The sequence below is a fragment of the Streptosporangium sp. NPDC004379 genome, assembly GCF_042873875.1.
Lineage (GTDB): Bacteria > Actinomycetota > Actinomycetes > Streptosporangiales > Streptosporangiaceae > Streptosporangium.
The window spans coordinates 863,953-885,150 of sequence record NZ_JBIAMC010000001.1; the positions used below are offsets into that span (position 1 = coordinate 863,953).

The 21,198-nt window shown below is 73.0% G+C and carries 20 protein-coding genes; 11 read left to right on the plus strand and 9 right to left on the minus strand.

Going from position 1 to position 21,198, the window contains the following annotated elements:
- Nucleotides 1-234: 234 nt before the first annotated feature.
- The 3 genes from ACFYSC_RS03850 (at nt 235) to ACFYSC_RS03860 (ending at nt 2,421) form a co-directional block, all read left to right on the plus strand.
- Entirely contained in the window at nt 235-873 is a 639-nt protein-coding gene (locus ACFYSC_RS03850; RefSeq protein WP_389956141.1) for a phosphatase PAP2 family protein, read from the plus strand.
- A gap of 120 nt (nt 874-993) precedes the next feature.
- A complete protein-coding gene (locus ACFYSC_RS03855; RefSeq protein WP_389956143.1) occupies nt 994-1,683 on the plus strand; it encodes a TetR/AcrR family transcriptional regulator in 690 nt (229 codons plus the stop codon).
- 9 nt (nt 1,684-1,692) lie between these two features.
- Complete coding sequence (locus ACFYSC_RS03860; protein WP_362942119.1) at nt 1,693-2,421, plus strand: DNA alkylation repair protein; 729 nt, start codon at nt 1,693-1,695, stop codon at nt 2,419-2,421.
- 119 nt (nt 2,422-2,540) lie between these two features.
- Here ACFYSC_RS03860 and ACFYSC_RS03865 read toward each other — a convergent pair whose 3' ends face one another.
- The 5 genes from ACFYSC_RS03865 to ACFYSC_RS03885 all read right to left on the minus strand — a co-directional run bounded on the left by ACFYSC_RS03865 (nt 2,541) and on the right by ACFYSC_RS03885 (nt 7,536).
- Nucleotides 2,541-3,452, minus strand: coding sequence for a carbohydrate ABC transporter permease (locus ACFYSC_RS03865; protein ID WP_389956147.1), 912 nt, complete (start codon nt 3,450-3,452; stop codon nt 2,541-2,543).
- Entirely contained in the window at nt 3,452-4,354 is a 903-nt protein-coding gene (locus ACFYSC_RS03870) for a carbohydrate ABC transporter permease (RefSeq protein ID WP_389956150.1), read from the minus strand. The genes ACFYSC_RS03865 and ACFYSC_RS03870 overlap by 1 nt, the downstream gene beginning before the upstream one ends.
- Before the next feature lie 100 nt (nt 4,355-4,454).
- Entirely contained in the window at nt 4,455-5,867 is a 1,413-nt protein-coding gene (gene ngcE, locus ACFYSC_RS03875) for an N-acetylglucosamine/diacetylchitobiose ABC transporter substrate-binding protein (protein ID WP_389956153.1), read from the minus strand.
- A 19-nt stretch (nt 5,868-5,886) separates the two neighbouring features.
- On the minus strand, nt 5,887-6,645 hold the full coding sequence (locus ACFYSC_RS03880) for a sugar isomerase domain-containing protein (RefSeq protein WP_389956156.1): 759 nt from the start codon (nt 6,643-6,645) through the stop codon (nt 5,887-5,889).
- A gap of 15 nt (nt 6,646-6,660) precedes the next feature.
- Nucleotides 6,661-7,536: a MurR/RpiR family transcriptional regulator gene (locus ACFYSC_RS03885; RefSeq protein WP_362942104.1), complete on the minus strand. Its 876-nt coding sequence runs from the start codon at nt 7,534-7,536 to the stop codon at nt 6,661-6,663.
- A 240-nt stretch (nt 7,537-7,776) separates the two neighbouring features.
- Between ACFYSC_RS03885 and ACFYSC_RS03890 the strand changes: the two genes are divergently transcribed.
- The 5 genes from ACFYSC_RS03890 to ACFYSC_RS03910 all read left to right on the plus strand — a co-directional run bounded on the left by ACFYSC_RS03890 (nt 7,777) and on the right by ACFYSC_RS03910 (nt 13,746).
- A complete protein-coding gene (locus ACFYSC_RS03890; protein WP_389956159.1) occupies nt 7,777-8,427 on the plus strand; it encodes a MerR family transcriptional regulator in 651 nt (216 codons plus the stop codon).
- A gap of 134 nt (nt 8,428-8,561) precedes the next feature.
- Nucleotides 8,562-9,575 (plus strand): glutamine synthetase, encoded by a 1,014-nt coding sequence (gene glnII / locus ACFYSC_RS03895; protein ID WP_389956161.1) that lies wholly within the window; start codon nt 8,562-8,564, stop codon nt 9,573-9,575.
- 155 nt (nt 9,576-9,730) lie between these two features.
- Nucleotides 9,731-10,462: a TrmB family transcriptional regulator gene (locus ACFYSC_RS03900; protein WP_389956164.1), complete on the plus strand. Its 732-nt coding sequence runs from the start codon at nt 9,731-9,733 to the stop codon at nt 10,460-10,462.
- A gap of 76 nt (nt 10,463-10,538) precedes the next feature.
- The gene (locus tag ACFYSC_RS03905) at nt 10,539-12,266 is read left to right on the plus strand and encodes an FAD-dependent oxidoreductase (RefSeq protein WP_389956167.1); all 1,728 of its coding nucleotides are present in this window, start codon (nt 10,539-10,541) and stop codon (nt 12,264-12,266) included.
- Between the two features lie 64 nt (nt 12,267-12,330).
- Nucleotides 12,331-13,746, plus strand: a complete 1,416-nt coding sequence (locus ACFYSC_RS03910) for an ATP-binding protein (protein WP_389956170.1) — start codon at nt 12,331-12,333, stop codon at nt 13,744-13,746.
- 119 nt (nt 13,747-13,865) lie between these two features.
- Here the strand turns inward: ACFYSC_RS03910 and ACFYSC_RS03915 are convergent, their stop codons facing one another.
- Nucleotides 13,866-15,125: an alpha/beta fold hydrolase gene (locus ACFYSC_RS03915; RefSeq protein WP_389956173.1), complete on the minus strand. Its 1,260-nt coding sequence runs from the start codon at nt 15,123-15,125 to the stop codon at nt 13,866-13,868.
- Nucleotides 15,126-15,217: 92 nt separating this feature from the next.
- Between ACFYSC_RS03915 and ACFYSC_RS03920 the strand changes: the two genes are divergently transcribed.
- Nucleotides 15,218-15,472, plus strand: coding sequence for a GntR family transcriptional regulator (locus ACFYSC_RS03920; RefSeq protein WP_389956175.1), 255 nt, complete (start codon nt 15,218-15,220; stop codon nt 15,470-15,472).
- 223 nt (nt 15,473-15,695) lie between these two features.
- On the opposite strand, the gene ACFYSC_RS03925 is transcribed toward ACFYSC_RS03920, so the two are convergent.
- From ACFYSC_RS03925 to ACFYSC_RS03935, 3 genes are all read right to left on the minus strand, one after another.
- Nucleotides 15,696-16,271 carry a DUF3147 family protein gene (locus ACFYSC_RS03925; RefSeq protein ID WP_389956178.1) on the minus strand — a complete coding sequence of 192 codons (576 nt, stop codon included), beginning with the start codon at nt 16,269-16,271 and terminating at the stop codon, nt 15,696-15,698.
- Nucleotides 16,268-16,615: a DUF3147 family protein gene (locus tag ACFYSC_RS03930; RefSeq protein WP_389956181.1), complete on the minus strand. Its 348-nt coding sequence runs from the start codon at nt 16,613-16,615 to the stop codon at nt 16,268-16,270. The genes ACFYSC_RS03925 and ACFYSC_RS03930 overlap by 4 nt, the downstream gene beginning before the upstream one ends.
- Before the next feature lie 174 nt (nt 16,616-16,789).
- Nucleotides 16,790-18,349: a BCCT family transporter gene (locus ACFYSC_RS03935; RefSeq protein WP_389956184.1), complete on the minus strand. Its 1,560-nt coding sequence runs from the start codon at nt 18,347-18,349 to the stop codon at nt 16,790-16,792.
- 130 nt (nt 18,350-18,479) lie between these two features.
- On the opposite strand from ACFYSC_RS03935, the gene ACFYSC_RS03940 reads away from it, so the two are divergent.
- Together ACFYSC_RS03940 and ACFYSC_RS03945 are read left to right on the plus strand one after the other, a co-directional pair.
- Nucleotides 18,480-20,513 (plus strand): protein kinase, encoded by a 2,034-nt coding sequence (locus ACFYSC_RS03940; RefSeq protein ID WP_389956187.1) that lies wholly within the window; start codon nt 18,480-18,482, stop codon nt 20,511-20,513.
- 202 nt (nt 20,514-20,715) lie between these two features.
- Nucleotides 20,716-21,057: a VOC family protein gene (locus tag ACFYSC_RS03945; protein ID WP_362942069.1), complete on the plus strand. Its 342-nt coding sequence runs from the start codon at nt 20,716-20,718 to the stop codon at nt 21,055-21,057.
- The last annotated feature ends 141 nt before the right edge of the window (nt 21,058-21,198 follow it).

The following is a 21,198-nucleotide window of genomic DNA, read 5'->3' on the forward strand; positions in this document are numbered from 1 at the left end:
CCCTCCGGGCCCGCCGGTCCTTCACACGCCGCCAGACCCCCGGGCCCACCGGCCGTCCGCGTTCTCCCGGCCCTCCCGCACCGTGCCGACACGCCGGGGCGGGGCTCCGCGGAACGCCGGACGCCACCCCGGCATTGACTAAAGTCAACGGCAGCCGGCGACGTTCGGCGACGGCCGGCCGCACCTCCCGCTTCCTACGGTCATCAGCACCGTCTGGAACGACACGGAGGAAGCGTGCACAACGAGATCGAAGACGTCCCCGACGTGAGCGCCGAGTGGTACCGGCAGATCACCGCGTTCGCCCGGACCACCCCGCACTGGTTCCAGGAGCTGGCCGAGGTCGGTACCGAGGCCGTGCTGATGGTCTTCGCCGTCCTGTACCTCGTCGCCTGGTGGCGGGCCAGGCGCGGCGGCGACCGGGGTATGGCGCTGGCGCTCCTCGCCCCCGTCGCGATGACGGCGTCCTACCTGGTCAGCGAGGTCCTCAAGAACGCGCTGCGGATCGACCGCCCCTGCCGCCTGGTCCACGGCGTGGTCACCCTCGTCCCGTGCCCGGAGTTCGGGGACTGGTCGCTGCCGAGCAACCACGCGACGCTCGCCGGCGCCACCGCCGTGGCGCTGGCCGTCGCCTGGCGTCGCACACTGTTCTACGTGCCGGTGCTGGCGGTGCTGGGGGCGTTCTCCCGGGTGTTCGTCGGCGTCCACTTCCCGCACGACGTCATGGCCGGTCTGCTGCTCGGCGCGGTGGTGGCGCCGCTGGTCATGTGGGCCCTGGTCGCCCCGGTGACGAGGCTGGTCGGCAGGCTGCGCGGGCACGCCTCCCTGCGGGCGCTGCTGCTGGACACCGGTACGATCCGCCGTCAGAGCCGTTAGAAGCGCCCGTTCCGCTCCCGTCCGGGCTCCGGGAGGATCTCCTCCGGGTTCGGAGAGAACGGGCGTGAGCTGGTGTGTTCCGGCGAACAAGCGATTGCGCAAAGTCTCATAATGGGTGACGTGAACACGCGAAAGAACTCCGGCGGCACGACCAGGACCCCGGCCGGACGCCAGGGCGCGGCCAGGCGCGCGACCGCGTCCGGGTCGGCCTCCGAGCGCCGTGACCACCTCGTCAAGCTGGCCGCCGAGCTCTTCGCCCGCAAGGGGTTCCAGGCCACGACCGTCCGCGAGATCGCGGAGGAGGCCGGCATCCTGTCCGGGAGCCTCTACCACCACTTCGACTCCAAGGAGTCGATCGTCGACGAGGTGCTGACCACCTTCCTCGACGACCTGGTGGGCCGCTACCGCGCCGTGCTGGCGCGCGGGGGCGAGCCGCGCGAGGTCCTGGCGGAGATGGTCCGCACCGGGTTCGCCGCGCTGGAGCCGCACCGCGCCGCGGTCACCGTCATGCAGAACGACTGGAACTACCTGCGATCCCTGCCCGGCGACCGCTTCGGCTACCTGGTGAAGGCCGAGGAGGAGGTCGAGCGGATGTGGATCGAGCAGATCAAGCGGGGCCAGGCCACCGGCGGGATCCGCCCCGACGTCGATCCCAAGCTGACCTACCGCATGATCCGTGACACCATCTGGGTCGCGGTCCGCTGGTTCCGGCCTGACGGCCGCCTCGACACCGCGGCCGTCGCCGAGCACTACATCACGATCCTGTTCGACGGCCTGGCCACCGGCGAGCGCAGCAGCCACCAGGACTGACGGGGAGCGATGGACACACTGCACAAGGCCGTGCGGATCGCCCTGACGGAGGCGGCGGACCCGGGCAAGGCCGAGGCGATGCGGGCCTACATGAAGTCGGACCTGCCCTTCCTCGGGGCCCAGGCGGTGCCGCGCCGTACGGCGCTGCGGAGGGTCTTCGGCGAGCACCCGCTGCGGGACGCGCACGAGTGGCGCGAGGCGGCGCTGACGCTGTGGCGGGACGCCGAGTACCGCGAGGAGCGCTACGCCGCGATCGAGCTGACCGGTTTCCGGCTCTACCGGGCCCACCAGACGCTCGACGCGCTGCCGATGTACGAGGAGATGATCGTCACCGGGGCGTGGTGGGACTACGTCGACGAGCTGGCCGTCCACCGCGTCGGCGGCCTGCTGGCGGCCTTCCCCGACGTCATGCGCCCGCTCATGCTGCGCTGGGCCCGCGACCGCGACCTGTGGCGGCGCCGTACGGCCATCCTGTGCCAGAACCGGTTCCGGGGCGCCACCGACCCCGGTCTGCTCCACGCCTGCATCGAGCCGAGCCTGTCCGACAACGACTTCTTCGCCCGCAAGGCGATCGGCTGGGCGCTGCGCGAGTACGCCAAGACAAATCCGGGCGAGGTGCTCCGCTACGTGGACCACATGGGCATCACCGGCCTGAGCCGCCGCGAGGCCCTGAAGAACCTGACGGACCCAGGGAACCCGAGGGGCGGCCCGAGGGGCCCGAAGCGCCCGGAGGCATGAGGACCGCGGGGAGCTGAGGGGCCGCCCGCCGGCCCCGGTCCGGCGCCGCCGGGCGGCCCCTCCCGGGGAAGGAGGAGAGGCCACCCGACGGACCGTGCCGGCGGGGCGTCAGCGGGGCGTCACTTGAGCGCCCCGGCGGTCAGGCCCTTCTGGATCTGGCTCTGGAAGATCGTGTAGACCACGAGCATCGGCAGGATCGCCATGCTGAGCGCCGCGAACAGGGCCGACCAGTCGGCGTCGTAGCCCGCGGCGGTGGAGAAGTCGGCGATGCCCTGGGTGAGCACCCACTTGCTCCGGTCGGAGTTGAGCAGCACCAGCGGGAGCTGGTACTGGTTCCACTGACCCAGCACGTTGAAGATCGTCACGCTGACGATGCCCGGCCGGGCCATGGGCAGCATGATCTGGAAGAACACCCGGGTGTGCGAGGCCCCGTCCACGAACGCGGCCTCGGCCACCGCGCCGGGCAGCGTCCGGAAGAACGCGGCCAGGAAGAACACGGTGAACGGCAGCGAGTAGGCGATGTAGACCAGGACCAGCCCGGCGTGGGTGTTCAGCCCGATGAACGGCCCGACCACCGGCAGCGTCCCCATGTTCTGCACCACGAAGAACAGCGGGGTCAGCGCGAGGTAGACCGGGAAGGCCAGGCCCGAGACGAACAGGAGATAGATCGCCCGGTTGCCGAAGAACCGGTAGCGGGCCAGCACGTAGGCGGCCATGGAGCCGAACAGCATGGTGCCGAACACGCCGAACGCCACGACGACCACGCTGTTGATCATGTACTGGCCGATGTGGGCCTGGTCCCACGCCCGCGCCCAGTTGTCGAGGCGCAGGACGGCCGGCAGCGACCAGGCGTCGCCGAAGATCTCGTCCTCGCTCTTGACCGACGCCAGGAAGGTCCACGCGATCGGGATCACGACCAGGACCGTCCACACCAGCAGAGCGAGGTGCGTCAGGACCCCGAACGGGCCGAGCCGCCGCCTGCGCTCCTCCCGGGCGAGGGCCCGGCTCCGGGGAATCGCCGCTTCCGCCACTAGAACTCGATTCGCTCACGCCGCGACAGGCGCAGGGCCAGCGCCGCGAACCCGATGGTGAAGAAGAAGAGCACCACGCCCATCGCCGAGGCGTAGCCGAACTTGAAGTACTGGAAGGCCGTGCGGTAGATCTCCGCGGCCATCACGGTCGTGGAGTGGTCGGGCCCGCCGTGCTCGGCCGTCATCACCCACACGACGGCGAAGACGTCCAGCGCCGCGATGCCGAGGTAGACCCAGCCGACCTGGATGGTGTCCCACAGCAGCGGCAGGGTGATCCGGAAGAAGAGCTGCGCTCCCCCGGCGCCGTCGATCGCCGCCGCCTCGAACAGGTCGCGCGGGATGGAGGCGATGCCGGCCGAGAACAGCACCACGTAGAAGCCGACCGCCTGCCAGACGAGCACGCCGAGGATCGACCACAGCGCCACGCCGGTGTCGGACAGGAAGCCGACCGGCTCGAACCCGAGGGCCATCAGCGGCGCGTTGAGCATGCCGCTGCGGTCGGGCCGGAAGACCTGCTGGAACAGCACCGCGACCACGGCCACGGCCAGCACCTGGGGGAAGAAGAACACCACCCGGTAGAACTTCGACCCCCACACGCCCGCGGCGCCGCCCCGTCCCCCGGCGTTGAGCAGGAAGGCGAAGAACAGGGCGATGCCGATGGTGAGCAGCGGCATCAGGATCAGCAGGAGCAGGTTGTGGCCGACCGCCGTCCAGAAGACGTCGTCCGCGAAGAGCCTGCGGAAGTTCTCCACGCCGACGAAGCGGGGGGACGCGGTGACCCCGCGCCAGTCGGTGAGCGCGATGTAGAACGCCTGCGCGTAGGGGGCGATCACGTAGATCAGGTACAGCGCCACCGGGACCGCGAGGAACCCGGTGACGAACCTCAGCCTGCCGTGGTTCACCGGCCGTCCCTCGCTTCCCCGGCCGCCGCGCCCGCCGCGTGCTCCGTACGCGCCGGACGCGGAGCCCCTGCCGTATGAGCCGTGCCGCCGCTCACCCCGCCTACCTCGAGAACTTCTTCACGGAGGAGTCGTTCTTGATGGAGTCGGCCTTCTTCTGCGCGCGGTCCGCCCACTGGTCGACGGTGAGCTTGCCGTTCATGAGCTGCCCGGACGCGGCGGCCACCTCGTCGTGCAGTTCGGCGTACCACTTGCGGAACAGGAACCAGACGGTGTTGTCGCCGGCGGCGGTCAGCGCGTCGGAGGAGCTCTTCAGGCCCGGCTTGAGGGTGCGTCCCTCACCGGCGCCCTTGACGATGGTCAGCGTGGAGACCAGCTCCATGAACTTGCCGGCGCCCTCCTTCGAGAGCATCGCGCGCATGTACTCCATGCCCGCCCGGGGGTTGCCCGACTTGGACGGCACGACGTACTCCTCGCCCGGCTGGGCGTGCAGCGTGCCGTACGGCAGGGCGTCGGAGGAGGTGAAGTCCGGCAGCGGGAACATCGCGTAGCCGAAGTCGGCGGGGGTGGTGTCCTTCTGCTCGTTCTCCAGCCAGGAGCCGCAGGGCAGCATGGCGACCTGGCCCTTGTTGTGGGCGGTCTGGGTCTGGATGTGGTCCAGTCCCGCGGTGCCCTGCAGGAGGTACTTGGCGCCGAGCTCGGCGAAGGCGGCGGCGGCCTTCTTGACCGGCTCGGCCTTCCAGGCGCCGTCCTCGAGGTTGTCGATGTTCTTCAGCACGTCCTTGCCGCCGATCTTCGCGGCGAGCGTGAGGATGGTCTCGTAGATGTAGTAGGGGTGCTTTCCGGCGTAGGTGAACGGCGCGGCCTTGCCGGACTTCTTGATGGTCTCGCAGAGCTTGAGGAACTCGTCCCAGGTCTTGGGCGGCTGCCAGCCCTCGGCGTCGAAGAGCTTCTTGGAGTACCAGATGCCCCAGACGGTGTTGGCGTAGTTGAGGACGTACGGCGTGCCGTCGTAGCTGCCCAGTTCGATCGCGACGGGGTCGATCGTGTCGCGCACCTTGACGGCCGGGTCGTCCCAGCTCGGCGCGTCGAACAGCGGGGTGAGGTCGGCGAGCTGGCCGTCCTGGACGAGGGCGCCGAAGTCCATGGCGTTGGCGCCGGAGTTGTTGATGAACTCCGGGGGGTTGCCGCCGGCGAAGCGCGGCTGGAGGGTCTTGGCGACCTCCTTGGTCGCGTTGTGCTTGATCTCCAGCTTGGGGTGCTTGGCCTTGATCAGCGCTTCGTGGATGTCCTTGGCGTAGGCGTCGCCGAAGCCGCCGTCGAAGATCCAGATCTCCAGGGGCTTGTCCTCGGCGAAGCCGAGCGGGTTGGCCGCGCTGGTGGCTCCGGCGGCCGGCGCGGACGGGGAGGCTCCGCCGCCGGTGCCCGCGGGGGTGGCGCAGGCGGACAGCGCGGGCAGCGCGATTCCCGCGAGGACCGCGCTGCGCAGCAGCTCGCGCCGGGACAGTTGGGTCATTCTTCCTCCTGGGGGGTGATCAGGCACCTCGCCGGATCCTTCCGGCGTAGCGGTTCTCAAGGTCGCGGTTGTGCTCGTCGCCGCCGGTCACGTTGACGGACCGGTAGACCGGCGGCGTGCGGCCCGCCCCGGCCAGGGCGCGCACCACCTCGGCGACGACCATCTGGGCCAGCAGGGCGGAGGTGACGGTGGAGACCGCGCCGAACGTGCCGCCGCCCGGCAGCGGCATGATCGCGTCGCCGTACGGCGCGCCGTTGTCGAGGACCACGTCGGCGAAGTCGAGGAGCTTGCGGCCCGAGGGGTGGCGGGAGGTCATCTCCGTGCTGTGCCGTACGGAGGTCAGGGCGACCAGGGCGTGGCCCTTCTCCTTGACGACGGAGGCCAGCTCCACCACCGAGCCGTTCACCCCCGAGCTGGAGATCAGCACGAACGCGTCCTGGGGCCGCACGGGGGCGAGGTCGTAGATCCGCCGGGCGACCTCGGGGTCGCGCTCCAGCTCGCCGGGGGCGCCGAGGAGGACGTCCACCGGGGCTCCGCCGTACAGGACGAGGTCGCGCAGCGCGAGGCGGTTGGTCGGCACGAGCCCGCCCGCGCGGCCGGCGATCTCCATCGCGATGGCCTCGGAGTGGCCGGAGCCGAACGCCTGGATGACGCCGTCGTCCAGGACGGACGCGGTCAGCAGCGCGGCGGCCCGTCCCACCGCCTCCGCCTGCGTGCGGACGACCTCGTCCATCAGCGTCCGCGCCTCGCGGGCGTAGTCCGCGGCTCCGATCCCCATGCCGGTCTCCACTCGTCAGTTCCTTTCCACGCGGTGGCTCTCGAGCGCCCGGATGGTGAGCTCGAACGCCCGGTCGGTCTGCTCGTAGGTGCGCTGCGCGACGGCGACGTAGACGGTGTCGAGGACGAACAGCTGGGAGTGGACGGCGGCCAGGCCGCCCAGCCGGAAGGTGGTCTCCCTGCTGGCGGTGGTCAGCACCAGGCGGGCGAGGTCGGCCAGCGGGGAGCGGGCGAAGGAGGTGACGGCGACGGTCGTCGCGCCGCGGGCGGCGGCCTCGGCGAGCGGTTCCAGGACCTCGCGGGTGCGGCCTTGGTGGGAGACCCCGATCGCGACGTCGCCGGGGGCGAGCAGCGCCGCCTCGGCGAGGGACTCGTGGGCGTCGGCGTGGCTCCAGCAGGGCATCCCGATCCGGCGCAGCCGCCCGGCCATCATGCCCGCCGCGGACCCGCTGGTGGAGACGCCGAAGATCAGCGTCCGGCCGGCGGCGACGACGGCGTCGGCGACCCGCGCGACGACGGCGGCGTCGAGCTGGGCCGCGGTCTCCTGGATGAGCCGGGAGTCGGCGGCGGCCATCACGCCGATCGCGACGTCGAGGGGGTCGGTGGGGGCGATCTCGTGGCCGACGCCGGCGTCCCAGTGGGCCTGCGCGGCCCGCCCGGTCTCGGTGGCCAGCGCGACCCGCAGCCCGGCGTAGCCGCTGAAGCCGAAGACCCGGCAGAACCGGGTGACGGTCGCCGGGGAGCTGCCGCTGCGCTCGGCGAGCGCCATGATCGTGGAACGGGCGGCCGCGGCGGGGTCGGCCAGGATGGCCTCGCCGACCCGGCGGAGGGCTCCGGGCAGCGTGGGCGTCTCGGTCTGGATGCGTCCGAGCGCGCCTGCGGCCACAGACATTCCTTTCATCCGCCGGGAGGTTGGATGAAAATTATTCTTACCAAGGGACTGCGTCAACCCCTTGCTGCTTTCCGATGGAAAGTGATCCTTTGGCGAAGGAAATCACGCGAATTCCTGGAAACCGCGTTGATTTCGTCGGCACCCCCTGCTTTCATGCCATTCGGCTACGTCACGGCGGGCCCGCCCGCGGGCCCGGCCCGCCGCTCCGACGGCGGGCCGGGCCGCCGATACCATCCGATCATGCGGATCTCCCAGCTCAGCGCCGCCACGGACGTCCCCGTCCCGACCATCAAGTACTACCTGCGCGAGGGCCTCCTTCCTCCCGGGGAGCAGACGTCGGCCACCCGGGCGGAGTACGGCGAGGCCCACGTGCGCCGGCTGCGCCTCATCCGCGCGCTGCTGGAGGTGGGCCGGCTGCCCATCGCCGCCATCCGCAAGGTGCTCGCCGCCGTGGACGACGAGGGCCTGGACATGCACACCGTGCTCGGCACCGCCCACTACGCCCTCGCGCCCGGAGTCGAACCCCGGTCCGGCGACGAGGACTGGCGGCGTGCCCGCGCCGAGGCGGACCGGCTGATCGGCGACCTCGGCTGGCGGATCACCCCCCTCGCACCCGCCCGCGACGAGCTGGCCCAGGCCGTCCTGACCCTCGACCGGCTCGGCATGCCCGCCACGGACGAGAAGCTGCGGTCCTACGCCGGGGCCGCGCTCCGGCTGGTCACCGAGAACGAGACCGGCGTCATCCCCTTCGCCGGCCCCCGGGAGAGCGCGGTCGAGGCGCTGGTGGTCCTGACCGTGGTGTACGGCCGGATCTTCGACGCCATGCGCCGCCTGGCCCAGGAGTCGGTCTCGGCGGATCTCTTCGAGGCCGGCGCGCCCAGGACACCCTGAACCCGGCAACCGTCCCGAAACCGGGCAAGTGGGCATCGGTAACATTCTGTTCACATACGGGCAACAGCCGGGAAATCCCCCCTTGCGAGTCTTGCAGCGCACCAGACATCTCTCTCCTCAAGGAAGTCCCGCGGATGACCTTCAAGGCCGAATACATCTGGATCGACGGCACCAAGCCGACCGCCAAGCTGCGCTCCAAGACCAGGATCCTGGCGGACGGCGCCGAGCCTCCGCTCTGGGGCTTCGACGGTTCCAGCACCAACCAGGCCGAGGGCTCCTCCTCCGACCGTGTGCTCAAGCCGGTCTTCACCTGCCCGGACCCGATCCGCGGCGGCGGCGATGTGCTGGTGCTCTGCGAGGTCCTCAACACCGACATGACCCCGCACGTCAGCAACACCCGGGCCAGGCTCGTGGAGGTCGCCGAGCGGTTCGCCGGCCAGGAGTCCTGGTTCGGCATCGAGCAGGAGTACACCTTCTTCAAGGAGGGCCGCCCGCTCGGCTTCCCGCAGGGCGGCTTCCCCGCACCGCAGGGCGGCTACTACTGCGGCGTCGGCGCCGACGAGGTCTTCGGCCGCGACGTCGTCGAGAAGCACCTCGACCTGTGCCTTGAGGCCGGTCTGGCGATCTCCGGCATCAACGCCGAGGTCATGCCCGGCCAGTGGGAGTTCCAGGTCGGCCCGGCCGGTCCCGTCGAGGTCGCCGACCACCTGTGGGTGGCCCGCTGGCTGCTCTACCGCGTCGCCGAGGACTTCGACATCGCCGCCACGCTCGACGCCAAGCCGGTGAAGGGCGACTGGAACGGCGCCGGCGCGCACACGAACTTCTCCACCAAGGCGATGCGCGAGGGCTACGACGCGATCATCACCGCCTGCGAGGCGCTCGCCGAGAACGCGCTGGAGCACGTCAGGAACTACGGCGCCGACGTCGAGGACCGCCTCACCGGCCACCACGAGACCGCCCGCTGGGACCAGTTCAGCTACGGCGTCTCCGACCGCGGCGCCTCGGTGCGCATCCCGTGGCAGGTCGAGGTGGACAAGAAGGGCTACATCGAGGACCGCCGCCCCAACGCCAACGTCGACCCCTACACGGTCACCCGTCTCATCGTGGACACCTGCTGCACGGCGCTGGAGAAGGCCGGCCAGGTCTGATCGTCCCCGCCGCCCCCGTCCGGGCCGCGGCCGCCCCCGTCCGGGGCGGTCGCGGCCCTTCGCCGTCCCCGGGGTGCTCCTGTACGGAATATGGGGCCGAATTTGGCAGTTTGGGACAACACTAAACGGTGACAGCGCGCCGTAGCATGACTGCGATGCGAGACGTCGTGGAGCAGTTGCAACGCCTGGGCATGTCGGGCTACGAGGCCAAGGCGTACGTCACGCTGGTCGGGGCCGGACGGCCGCTCAACGGCTACGAGGTGGCCAAACGCTCGGGCGTGCCGCGCAGCACGGTCTACGAGACGCTGGGCAAGCTGGTGTCCCGGGGCGCCGCCTACGAACTGCACGAGGAGGAGGGCGTCGTCGGCTACCAGCCGCTGCCGCCCGCGGCCCTGCTGGAACGGATGCGCCGGGAGTTCGACGACTCGATGGAGTCGCTGCAGTCCTCGCTGCCCACGATCGCCGCACCGCCCGAGGTTCCGCCGACCCACAACCTCAGGGACGCCGAGTCGCTGCTCACCCGTGCCGGGGACGTGGTGGCCGCGGCCCGCTCCTCCCTGCTCGTCGCCGCCTGGCCGGAGGAGACGGCGCGGCTGTCCCCGTTGGTCCGCAGGGCCGCGAAGCGCGGGGTCGAGGTGTCGGAGACGTGCTCCGGGACCGAACGGGGCCCGGTGGGGGACGCGACGGGGGACATGACCGGGTCCGGGCGGGACGCGGTCGGGGGCACGGCCGGCGAGGACGCCGGGAGCCGTCTCCTCGTCGTCGTGGGCGACCGCCGGGAGGCCCTGATCGGCGGCCTGGCGAACGGCGCGGGCTGGGGTGTGTACACCCAGGACCGCGCCGTGGTGCTGCTGGCCGAGCGGTACATCGCCGGCGTCCGCCGTTGATCTTTCGGGGTGTCCGATATAGGTATGACCGCCTATGACATCCTTCAAGGAAGCGCCGTCTCCTGGAAGGCAGATAATGGATAAACCGGTCATCGTTACGGTTGACGACGACCCGGGCGTGTCGCGGTCGGTGGCGCGTGACCTGCGACGCCGCTACAGCCACTCCTACCGCGTCGTCCGGGCCGAGACGGCGGCCCAGGGCATGGAGAGCCTTCGCGAGCTCCGGCTGCGCGGCGACGACGTCGCGGCCGTCCTCGCCGACTACCGCATGCCCCAGATGAACGGCGTGGAGTTCCTGGAACAGGCCATGGACCTGTACCCCCACGCCCGCCGCGTGCTCCTCACCGCCTACGCCGACACCGACGCGGCGATCCAGGCGATCAACGTCGTGGACCTCGACCACTACATGCTCAAGCCGTGGGACCCGCCGGAGGAGAACCTCTATCCGGTGCTGGACGCCCAGCTCGACGCCTGGCAGCGGACCGACCGGCGCGAGACCGGCGAGCTGCGGGTGGTGGGCGCCCGCTGGTCGGCGCGGTCGTACGAGGTCCGCGACTTCCTGTCGCGCAACCAGGTGCCCTACCGCTGGATGCTGGCCGACACCCCCGAGGGCGCCGAACTGCTCGCCGCGGCGGGCGAGACGGGCGCGGGCGAGACGGGCGCGGTTGAGACGGGCGCGGGCGGAGCGGGTGCGGGCGGGACCGGCGCCGCCCCGCCGCCCGACCGGCTGCCCGTGGTGGTCACGGCCGAGGGCGTGACGCTCACCGCCCCCTCCGTCCCGGAGCTGGCCGCGGCCGTCGGCCTGTCCACCACCCCGGCCACCGACTTCTACGACCTGGTCGTCATCGGCGGCGGCCCCGGAGGACTGGGCGCGGCGGTCTACGGGGCCTCCGAGGGGCTGCGCACGGTGCTGGTCGAGCAGCACGCCTCCGGCGGCCAGGCCGGGCAGAGCTCCCGCATCGAGAACTACCTCGGCTTCCCCGACGGCCTGTCCGGCGCCCAGCTCGCCGACCGCGCCCGCCGCCAGGCCCTGAAGTTCGGCGCCGAGCTGCTCACCGCCCGCCAGGTCACCAGCCTGGAGGTCAGGGGTCGGGCACGGGTGATCGGTTTCGCCGACGGCGGCAGCATCGCGGCGCACACCGTGATCCTGGCCACCGGCGTCGCCTACCGGCGGCTCACCGCCCCCGGGCTCGACGGCTTCATCGGCTCCGGCTGCTACTACGGCGCGGCCCTGACCGAGGCGGCCGAGTGCGCCGGCAGCGACGTCTACGTCGTCGGCGCGGCCAACTCGGCCGGGCAGTGCGCGGTCCACCTGTCGAAGTACGCGCGCACGGTCCACCTCCTCGTCCGGGGCGACGCCCTGGAGAGGTCCATGTCGCACTACCTGATCGAGCAGATCTCCGGGCTGCGGAACGTCGAGGTGCACACCGGGACCGAGATCACCGCCGCCGAGGGCGACGGGCACCTGGAGCGGCTGGTCCTCAAGGGGCCGGACGGCGAGCGGGCGGTGGACACCGAGCGGTTGTTCGTCTTCATCGGCGCCGAGCCGTTCACCGACTGGCTCGGCGACACGGTCGAGCGCGACGCCCGGGGCTTCGTCCTCACCGGGCCGGACCTGACCGCCGGGGGGAACCGCCCCCGCAACTGGCCGCTCCAGCGCGAGCCGTATCACCTGGAGACCAACGTGCCCGGCGTGTTCGCCGCCGGGGACGTGCGGGCCGACTCCATCAAGCGGGTCGCCTCGGCCGTCGGCGAGGGCGCCATGGCCGTGGCGCTCGTCCACCGCTACCTGGAGAAGGCGTGAACGTGGCATACGGCGCGGGCGGGGCGTGGGCCCGCGGCGTCGCGGAGGCCGGGAGGAAGGCCGCATGACCGATCCTGAGGTGCTCAGAAGGCTGTTCCTGTTCGACAGGCTCGACGACGAGAAGATCGCCTGGCTGGTCGCCTACGGCGAGGAACGCGGCTACGACGCGGGTGAGACGGTCCTGCGGCAGGGCGATCCCGCCGAGTCGTTCTTCGTGCTCATCGACGGCGAGGTCATGATGACCACCGAGACCCCCGCCGGGCCGGTCTCCATGGCCCCCACCTCCCAGCCCGGCGTCTACGCCGGGGCGATCTCGGCCTACCTCGGCGACCGCGCCCCGGACACCTACGCCCACTCGCTGCGCGCGACCAAGCCGTCACGGCTCTTCGTGCTCCCGGCGAAGAAGTACGGGCACATGATCGGCGAGTGGTTCCCGATGGCGGTGCACCTGCTCGACGGGGTGCGTCTCGGCGGGCTCGCCCAGCGGGACTTCATCGACCGCAGGCAGCGGCTGACCGCGCTCGGCACGATCACCGCCGGGCTCACCCACGAGCTCAACAACCCGGCCGCGGCGGCCGTGCGCGCCGTGGGCGAGCTGCGGGAGATGGTCCGCTCGTCGCGGCGGGAGCTGGCCGCGCTGGCCGAGTCGGGCATCCCCGCCGACAGGCTGCGCGCCCTGATCGACCTCCAGGAGGGCTGCACGGACGGCGCCTCGGAGATTCCCGCGCGGTCCCCGCTGGAGATCTCCGACGCCGAGGACACGCTGGGCGAGGCGCTGGAGGACGCCGGGGTGCCGGACGGCTGGGAGCTGGCCCCCGCCCTGGTGAGCGCGGGCTTCGGCCCCGGCGGGCTGGACACGGTGCGCGAGGCGGTCGGCGAGGAGCACCTGCCCGGCGCGGTGCGCTGGCTCTCGGAGGCCATCGAGATCAGCCAGATGCTGGACGAGGTGACCGACGCGACCGGGCGGATCTCCTCGCTGCTGGCCTCCGCCAAGCAGTACTCGCAGATGGACCGCGCGCCGTACCAGACGGTGGACGTGCGGGAGCTGCTGGGCAGCACGCTCGCCATGTTCAAGGGCAAGATCCCGCCCGGGGTGAGCGTGGCGACCGACTACGACCCGGAGCTGCCGCCGATCCCCGGTTACGCCGGGGAGCTCAACCAGGTGTGGACCAACCTGATCCACAACGCGCTGGACGCGATGGACGGCAGCGGCACACTGACCGTCCGCACCCGCGTGGAGTACGACACCACCGCCCTGGTGGAGATCTGCGACACCGGCCCCGGCGTCCCGGAGCACCTGCAGGAGCGGATCTTCGAGCCGTTCTTCACCACCAAGGCCGTCGGCGAGGGCACCGGGCTGGGGCTGGACATCTCCTACCGCATCGTGGCCGGCCGGCACGGCGGCGACCTGCGGGTGGAGTCGAGGCCCGGCGACACCCGCTTCCAGGTACGGCTCCCGCTCGTCGAACCGCCCGCCTGACCGCCCGCCCGGCCGTCCGGCGGAAGCCGGGCGGCCGCGAGCGGAGGCGGAGCGGGAGACGGGTCCTGAGACGCGGGACGGGACCCGGGGGCGGGGCGGAAGCGGGACGGCCCGGCGGCTCAGGGGCCGTGGACGCCCTTGACCGTCTCCATCAGGCGGGCGAGGACCCGGCCGCCGGAGACGCGCAGACCGTCGTGCTCCCACTCGTTGGTCACCCAGGCCCGCACCCCGCCCACCGCGCGGGCCGTCTCCATCGACAGGCCCTCGTCGACGTACATGTCGTCGTAGTACACGGCGGCGGCGACCGGGACCCGGTTGGCCGCCAGCCGTACCGGGTCGTAGAGGGCGGGCCAGCCGGAGCGGGCCGCGATGATCTCGGCGGCGCCCCTGAAGGGGCGCAGCGCGGCGATCTCGTCGAACATCCAGGGATAGATCATCTCCCCGGTGGGCAGCAGCGGGCGCGCGTCCTCGGCGAAGTCCTCCGGCAGCAGGCGGTGCGCGGCCCAGGCGGTGGCGCCGCCCTGGGCGTAGATCGACTCGTGCAGGACCGCGTAGAGCGGGTTGCCGACGAACCCGGTGGCCGTCATGACCTCGTACAGGAACGGGTCGGAGAGCCGGTCGCCGGCCCACGCCTCCTCCAGCATCCAGTGCAGGCGGTCGGCGCCGTCGCCCGTCCCCAGGCACATGCCGAGGCTCTGCAGGCGGCGCACGGTCAGCCGGTCGCCGTCGGGCAGCAGGACCTCCCGGTCGCGCAGATGGTCGGCGATCGCGTCCAGGCGGGCGGAGTCGCCGGGGTGGCGGGCGAAGTACCGCTCGGCCTTGGCGCGGACCCTGGGGTAGGTCCGCGCGTAGACGTCGTCGGCGCTCGCCGCGAGCCCGGCCAGGCCGCCGGTGACGTAGCAGGCGGAAAGGCCCTCGGGCGCCCGCGACAGGTAGGTCAGCGTGACGAACCCGCCGTAGCTCTGGCCGAGGGTCTCCCACGGCCGCCCGCCGCACAGCTCGCGGCGGATCAGCTCGGCGTCGGCGACGATCGCGTCGGCGCGGAAGTGCGCGAGGCGGGCGGCCAGCCCGGCGTCGGAGCCGGAGACGGTCGCGGCGGTGACCGGGGTGCTGCGGCCGGTTCCCCGCTGGTCGAGCAGGAGCACCCGGTGGGTCTTCAGCGCCTGCCCCAGCCAGCCGTCCGCGCCGGTCGGCCGCGGCGACCTGCCGCCCGGCCCGCCCTGCAGGAAGAGCAGCCACGGCAGGTCCTCGTCCCGCCTGGCCGGGTCCACCGCCTCCCGGGCGAAGACCTCGATGGTCTCGCCTCCGGGGTCGGCGTGGTCGAGGGGGACGGTGAGGACGTGGTCGGTGAGGGCCACGCCGGGCAGCAGGACGGTCACCCGCCGAACGGTACCGGAAAGCGGCGAACCGGCGGACTCCTCGCCGCGCGCCTGCTCGGCGTTCCCCCGGCCGACGTCTACGATTCCTGGTCGTGACGATCGACAACGGCGGGGACGACCCCGCCTACCGGCGGCTCGCTGACGTCCTCCGGACGCAGATCACCCGCGGCGAGATGGAGATGGACCGCCCGATCCCCTCCGTGGAGGCCCTCGGGGAACGGTACGGCCTCACCCCCGAGGACGTACGGCGGGCGGTCCAGGTGCTCCGGGACGAGGGGCTCCTCTACACGCTGGAGGGCACGGGGGACTTCGTGTCCTCGCGCGCCGAGGAGACCGGCGGCGGCTGACCCGCGGCCGCCGGGCGCTCCGTGCCGCCGGGCGCTCCGTGCCGCCGGGTGCTCCGTGCCGCCGGGTGCTCCGTGCCGCCGGGTGCTCCGTGCCGCCAGTCGGCTCCGGGCCGCCGGGTTCCACGGGTGCGACGCCGGACGAGCCCGTCCGCGCGGAGCCGGCCGGAAGCCCTCCGGAGCCGCCGTGAGCGTCCGGAGCGGACGTGGCGTCGGGGCCGCGGGCTCAGCCCGCCGGTGGCTCGTCTCCCCCGGCGCCGAACGCCCTGGCCAGCAGGTAGCAGCCCAGCGCCAGGACGGCCCACGCCGCGGTGGCGGCGGTCAGGACCGCCCACAGCGGCCACCGGGCGGCCAGCCCGGCGGCGAGGACCGCGGCGAAGCCGAACAGCCCCACCGCGCCGAAGGTCGCGCCCCGGGCCTCGTTGCGGGCCTGGCGCACGCTCTCCTTCTTGGCGACCAGCGTCAGCGACGCCATCAGGATCGCCGGGAACGCCAGGAAGAGGCCGCCGAACCGCGGACCGGCCACCGTGGCGATCACGGCGGCGAGGGCGGAGACCCCGGCGCCGAACCCGAACCGGACCAGCCACTCGCGCGGCCTGGTCTCCGCGAGCTTGCGGGGGGCGAACCGTACCTCGTCGCGCCGCTCGTCGTCCCGCCGGCGGCCGCCGGAGCCATCGCGATCGCCGTGGAAGCCGTGGCCGCCGCGATCGTCGTGGGGACCGGTGCGGCCGCCGCCGGAGTCGCGCCCGCCGGGCAGGCCGCGGCGCCGGTCCTCGTGGTCGCCGTGGAGGTCGCTCGTCACGGCCACACCACCAGGTAGCCCGCCACGGCCGCGACCAGCCAGACGCCGAGCGCGGCCGCCGACCCCTTCCAGGCGCCCCACCGCTTCAGCAGCGGCACCCCCACCAGGCAGTAGACGACGAACGCGATCGCCCCGACCGCCATGCCCAGTGCCGCCTGACGGACGTCGGACACCCCGCTGAGTCCGGCCGTCACCAGCATGCCGCCCAGGGCCACGGACGGAGCCGCGGAGAACACGCCCGCCAGCCTCTTCGGGGCGATCGCCTCCGCCAGCGCGGCGAACAGCAGCACGAACAACCCGCCCGCCGCGGCCTTGAGCAACACCTTGACGACTTCGAGCCCCATGGCACTCCTTCTCCCGGGCATCCTCCACCCAGGCCACCACGCTGCCCGCGGTTCCGCCGGTCATGCCCTCCGCCACGCCGTACGGCCGCCGGAATCCGGCCCCGGAGTCCGGTCGCGGAGTCCGGCCCCGGGAGCGGGTCCCCTCCGGGCCGGCGCCGCCCGCCGCGCGGCGGGTCAGGGCCCGTCGTCCTCGCCCCAGGCCCGCCGGACGGCGGCCGGCAGGCCGTAGGAGTGCCCCCGGGGGGCGGTGATCCTCGGATCCCGGCGCAGCTCCTTCACCAGGGCCACGCAGAGCAGGAGCATGACGGCCACGAACGGCAGCGCGACCAGGATCGTGGCGCGCTGCAGCCCTTCCAGGCCGCCCGCCAGCAGGAGCACCAGGGCGATCATGCCGGTCAGCACCCCCCACATCACGACCAGCGGCCGGGGCGGGTGGAGCGATCCCCTGCTGGACAGCGAGCCGAGGACGAGCGCGGCCGCGTCCGCGCCGCTGACGAAGTAGAGCGCGACGAGGATCACGGTGATCGCGGTGGTGACCAGGGCCAGGGGCAGGTGGTCGAGCAGCGTGAACATCGCCGACTCCGGTCCCTTGGCGAGGGTCGCGGAGAAGTCCACCGTGCCCTCGCGCTGGAACCACACGGCGGCGCCGCCGCTGATGACGAACCAGAGCACGCTGACGCCGGACGGGACGAGCAGGACACCGATGACGAACTCGCGGACGGTCCGCCCCCGGGAGATCCGGGCGATGAAGGCCCCGACGAACGGCGCCCACGACATCCACCACGCCCAGTAGAAGATGGTCCAGGTCCCGAGCCACTGCTTGTCGATGAACGCCCCCGTCCGCGAGGACATGGGGATGAGGTCCTGCAGGTAGCCGCCGACCGACGCGGGGAGCAGGTCGAGGGTGGCGATCGTGGGGCCGAAGACGAAGATGAGCACGGCCAGGAGGGCGGCCAGGTAGATGTTGGCGGTGCTCAGCCACTGCACGCCCCGGTGCACGCCGGTCGCCGCCGAGACGACGAAGGCGGCGGTCAGCACGATGATGACGATCACCTCCAGCCGCCGGCCGCTGAGCCCGAACAGCGCGTTGAGGCCGTACTCCACCTGCAGGGCTCCCAGCCCCAGGCTGGTGGCGGTGCCGAAGACCGTGGCGAGGAGCGCCAGTAGATCCAGTGCCCGTCCCGCGAGCGGCCGGGGCCTGCCGCCGAACAGCGGGATGAAGGCGTCGCTGAACCGGTTGCCGCGCCCCATGCGGAAGGTCGAGTACGCCAGGGCCAGTCCGGTGATCGCGTAGATGGCCCAGGGGTGCAGGGTCCAGTGGAACAGCGAGTACTCCATCGCGACGCGCGCGGCCTCCGGCGAGCCCGCGGTGACGCCCAGTCCCGGAGGCGGCCGGAGCAGGTGCGTGACGGGCTCGGCGACGCCGTAGAACATGAGGCCGATGCCCATGCCGGCGCTGAACATCATCGCGACCCACGCGAGGTTGGAGAACTCCGGGGTGTCGTCGTCCTTGCCGAGCCGGATCGTGCCGTACCGGCTCGCCGCCAGTACGACCGCCAGGACCAGGAAGAGGTCGGCGGCGACCACGAACAGCCAGCCGAAGCCGTCGAGCACCCAGCCGAGCGCGTCCGTGCCCGCCGTGTTCAGCGATTCCGGGGAGATCACCCCCCACGCCACCATCGCGAGCAGCAGCGCCACGGCGACCGCTGCCAGCGGGACATCGAGTTTCCGCATGGAACCGGGCCCCCGTCATCGATGCATCCCCCGTATCCGGCTTACTGCCCGGTGCGAAGTTCGCGAACCGTGACAACCGTCCCGGGGGGTGAGACCGTCGAACAACCGACGGCGCTCGGAGGGGGACTGGATGGTTCCGGGATACCGCGAGGTGCGAGAGCTCGGCGGCGGGGGCGGCGGCCGCGTGGTGCTGGCCACCTACGAGGCCACCGGCGCCTATGTGGCCATCAAGTATCTCGGCGCCTCCCTGCGGGACTCCCCCGGGTTCCTGGCCGGGTTCCGGCGGGACGCCCACGTCCTGGCGGACCTGCGCGATCCCAACGTGGTCTCGTTCCACGAGTACTACGAGGACGTGATCCAGGCCGCGATCGTGATGGAGCTGGTGGACGGGGTCCCGCTCCGGAGGATCCTGGCCCGGCACGGCGCCCTCGGCCCCGAGGCCGCGCTGGTGGTGCTGCGGGACTCGCTGGCGGGCCTCGCGGCCGCGCACTCCGCGGGAGTGGTGCACCGCGGCCACCGGCCGGAGAACGTGCTCGTCCAGGCGGACGGCGCCGGCAAGCTGACGGACTTCGGCGTGGCCGCCCGCACCGGCGGGCCGGGGCCGCCGGGCGGCCTGCCCTACGCGGCGCCCGAGTGGTGGGACGGGCTCCCGGCCGGTCCGGCGGGCGACCTGTACGCGGCCGCGTGCGTGTTCTTCGAGTGCCTCACGGGGCGCCCGCCGTACGGCACGGCGCACGCGGGGCCCGGCCCGGAGACCGCGGGACCGGCGGAGCTCGCGGAGCTCGCGGAGCTCGCGGAGCTTGGGCGGCGGCACCGGATCGAGCCGGTCCCGGTGGAGGCGGTTCCGGCCCCGGCCCCTCGGCTCCACGGGCTCCGCGAGCTGGTGACACGCGGACTGGCCAAGGACCCGGCGGACCGGCCGGCCACGGCCCGGGAATTCGCCGCGGCCCTGGAGTCGGTCGCGCCCGCGGCCTGCGGGCCGGACTGGGAGCGGCGGGGGCGGCAACGCCTGGCCGAGCTCGCCATCGGGCTGGCGCTGGCGTTCCCGCTGGCCAGGACCACTCCCAGGGCCGGCGTCCCGAAGCCCGGGAACGCGGCCGGCCGGGCGGGCACGGCGCGCCGGCCCCGGCTCGGCCCGCGGATCGCGGCGGCCGCGGGGATGATCGGCGTCGCGGTCGTCACCGGACTGGTGGTCGCGGGCCGGACCCCCGACCGGCTCGCCTCGGGCACGGTCTTCACTCCCGCCCCGGGACGGCACGCGGGCGGCACGGCCGCCTCCGGCGACCACGGGACGGCCCGGCCGGCCGGCCGCGGACGGTCCCGGGACCCCGTCGTCCCCAGCCCCTCCCCCGGGCCGCCGAGGAGCGCCGCCCCCGGCCGGACCGCGCCGCCCGCGCCCACCGGGCCGGGCGGTTCCCCGGACCGGTCCGCTCCTCCGGCTCCCACCGGCGGGCCCGGGCGTCCCGGCCCCACCGCGCGGCCGGGCAGTCCGGGACCCACCGCGACGGCCACCGGTCCGGGCCGGCCGGGTCCCACCGCGACGGCCACCGTCCCCGGCCGGCCGAGCCCGACGGGATCGGCGCCCTCCCCGGGCACGCCGCCCCCGGCCGGGCCTTCGCCCACCCCCTCTCCCGGCGCCCCGGCCGCGGAGGCGGAGATCATCTCGTTCGACGGCTCCGAGGTCGGCTTCCGGGTGCGGGCCGCGGGCACCTCGGCGGTGACCGTGCGGCTGGGGTTCGCCCAGAAGGTCGTCGGCGGCGAGGGCGGGCTGACCGGCGGCGTCCGCACCCTGACGCTGTCCGGTCTGACGGAGTACACCCGCCGGGTCCCCGGGGAGTTCGCCGCCCTTCCCCCCTGCGGGGAGTACGCCCACCGGCTGGTGACGATCGCCGTCGTCCCCGGCGGCGAGATGCGCTCCCGGGACGTGCGGCTGGGCCTGCCCGCCTGCGGGCGGGGCACGGCCTCCGGGCCTTCCGGGCGCTCCGGCCTCTCCGGCTCCTCCGGCTTTTCCGGACCTTCCGGGCTCTCCGGGCCCTCCGCTCCGGAGGCGGACCCGGATCGCACCGGGACAGACTCCGGCGTCTCCGGGACGGGCGGCCTCCCGGAAATCGGAGACCTCACGGGGACGGACGACGTCTCGGAGGCGGCGGGGGCGGGTGGCTGAGTGGAGGTCCGGCCCGGCGGCGGACGGCCGAGTGGAGTCCGGCCCGGCAGGCGGACGGCCGAGCGGGTTCCGGCCCCCCGAAAACCGGGTGAAGCACGGCCGGTACCCAGGTTTCGCAAAAAATCACCTGGAACCTCGTCTTGTAGCTGGAAACCGGCATCGCTAGCTTGTCGATCGACAACCGACCCCCGCGGAGGCTTCCTTGACCAAGCTTGGCAACGTCCTGATCCCCGTGGCCGACATGGGAGAGGCGATCGCCTTCTACTCCGGGACGCTCGGCCTGGCGGTGCGCTTCCGCGACGGCGACCGGTTCGCGGCCCTGGACGGGGGCGGCGCCACGGTCGCGCTGGTGGCGGCGGAGGAGCGGGTGGCCGGGGAGGTCACCGCGCCGTCCTACCGGGTGGACGACGTCGCGCGGGCCGTACGGGAGCTGGCGGACGCGGGCGCGACGGTGGTGCGCGAGCCGGAGGCGGGACCGCACGAGACGAGGGCGGTGCTCCGCGACCCCTCGGGGAACACCCTCGTCCTCTACGCACCCATCTGAGTGGTCCTACCCAGTTTTGAGATCTATGCACGCTTTACCGTGACGTAACCTATTCTTGAAGCATGTAACCCCTCCCGTCACGGAAGACACTGGCCAATGGTGCCGCCACACGCGCCCCGGTCCCTCTCCGACCGCCCGCGT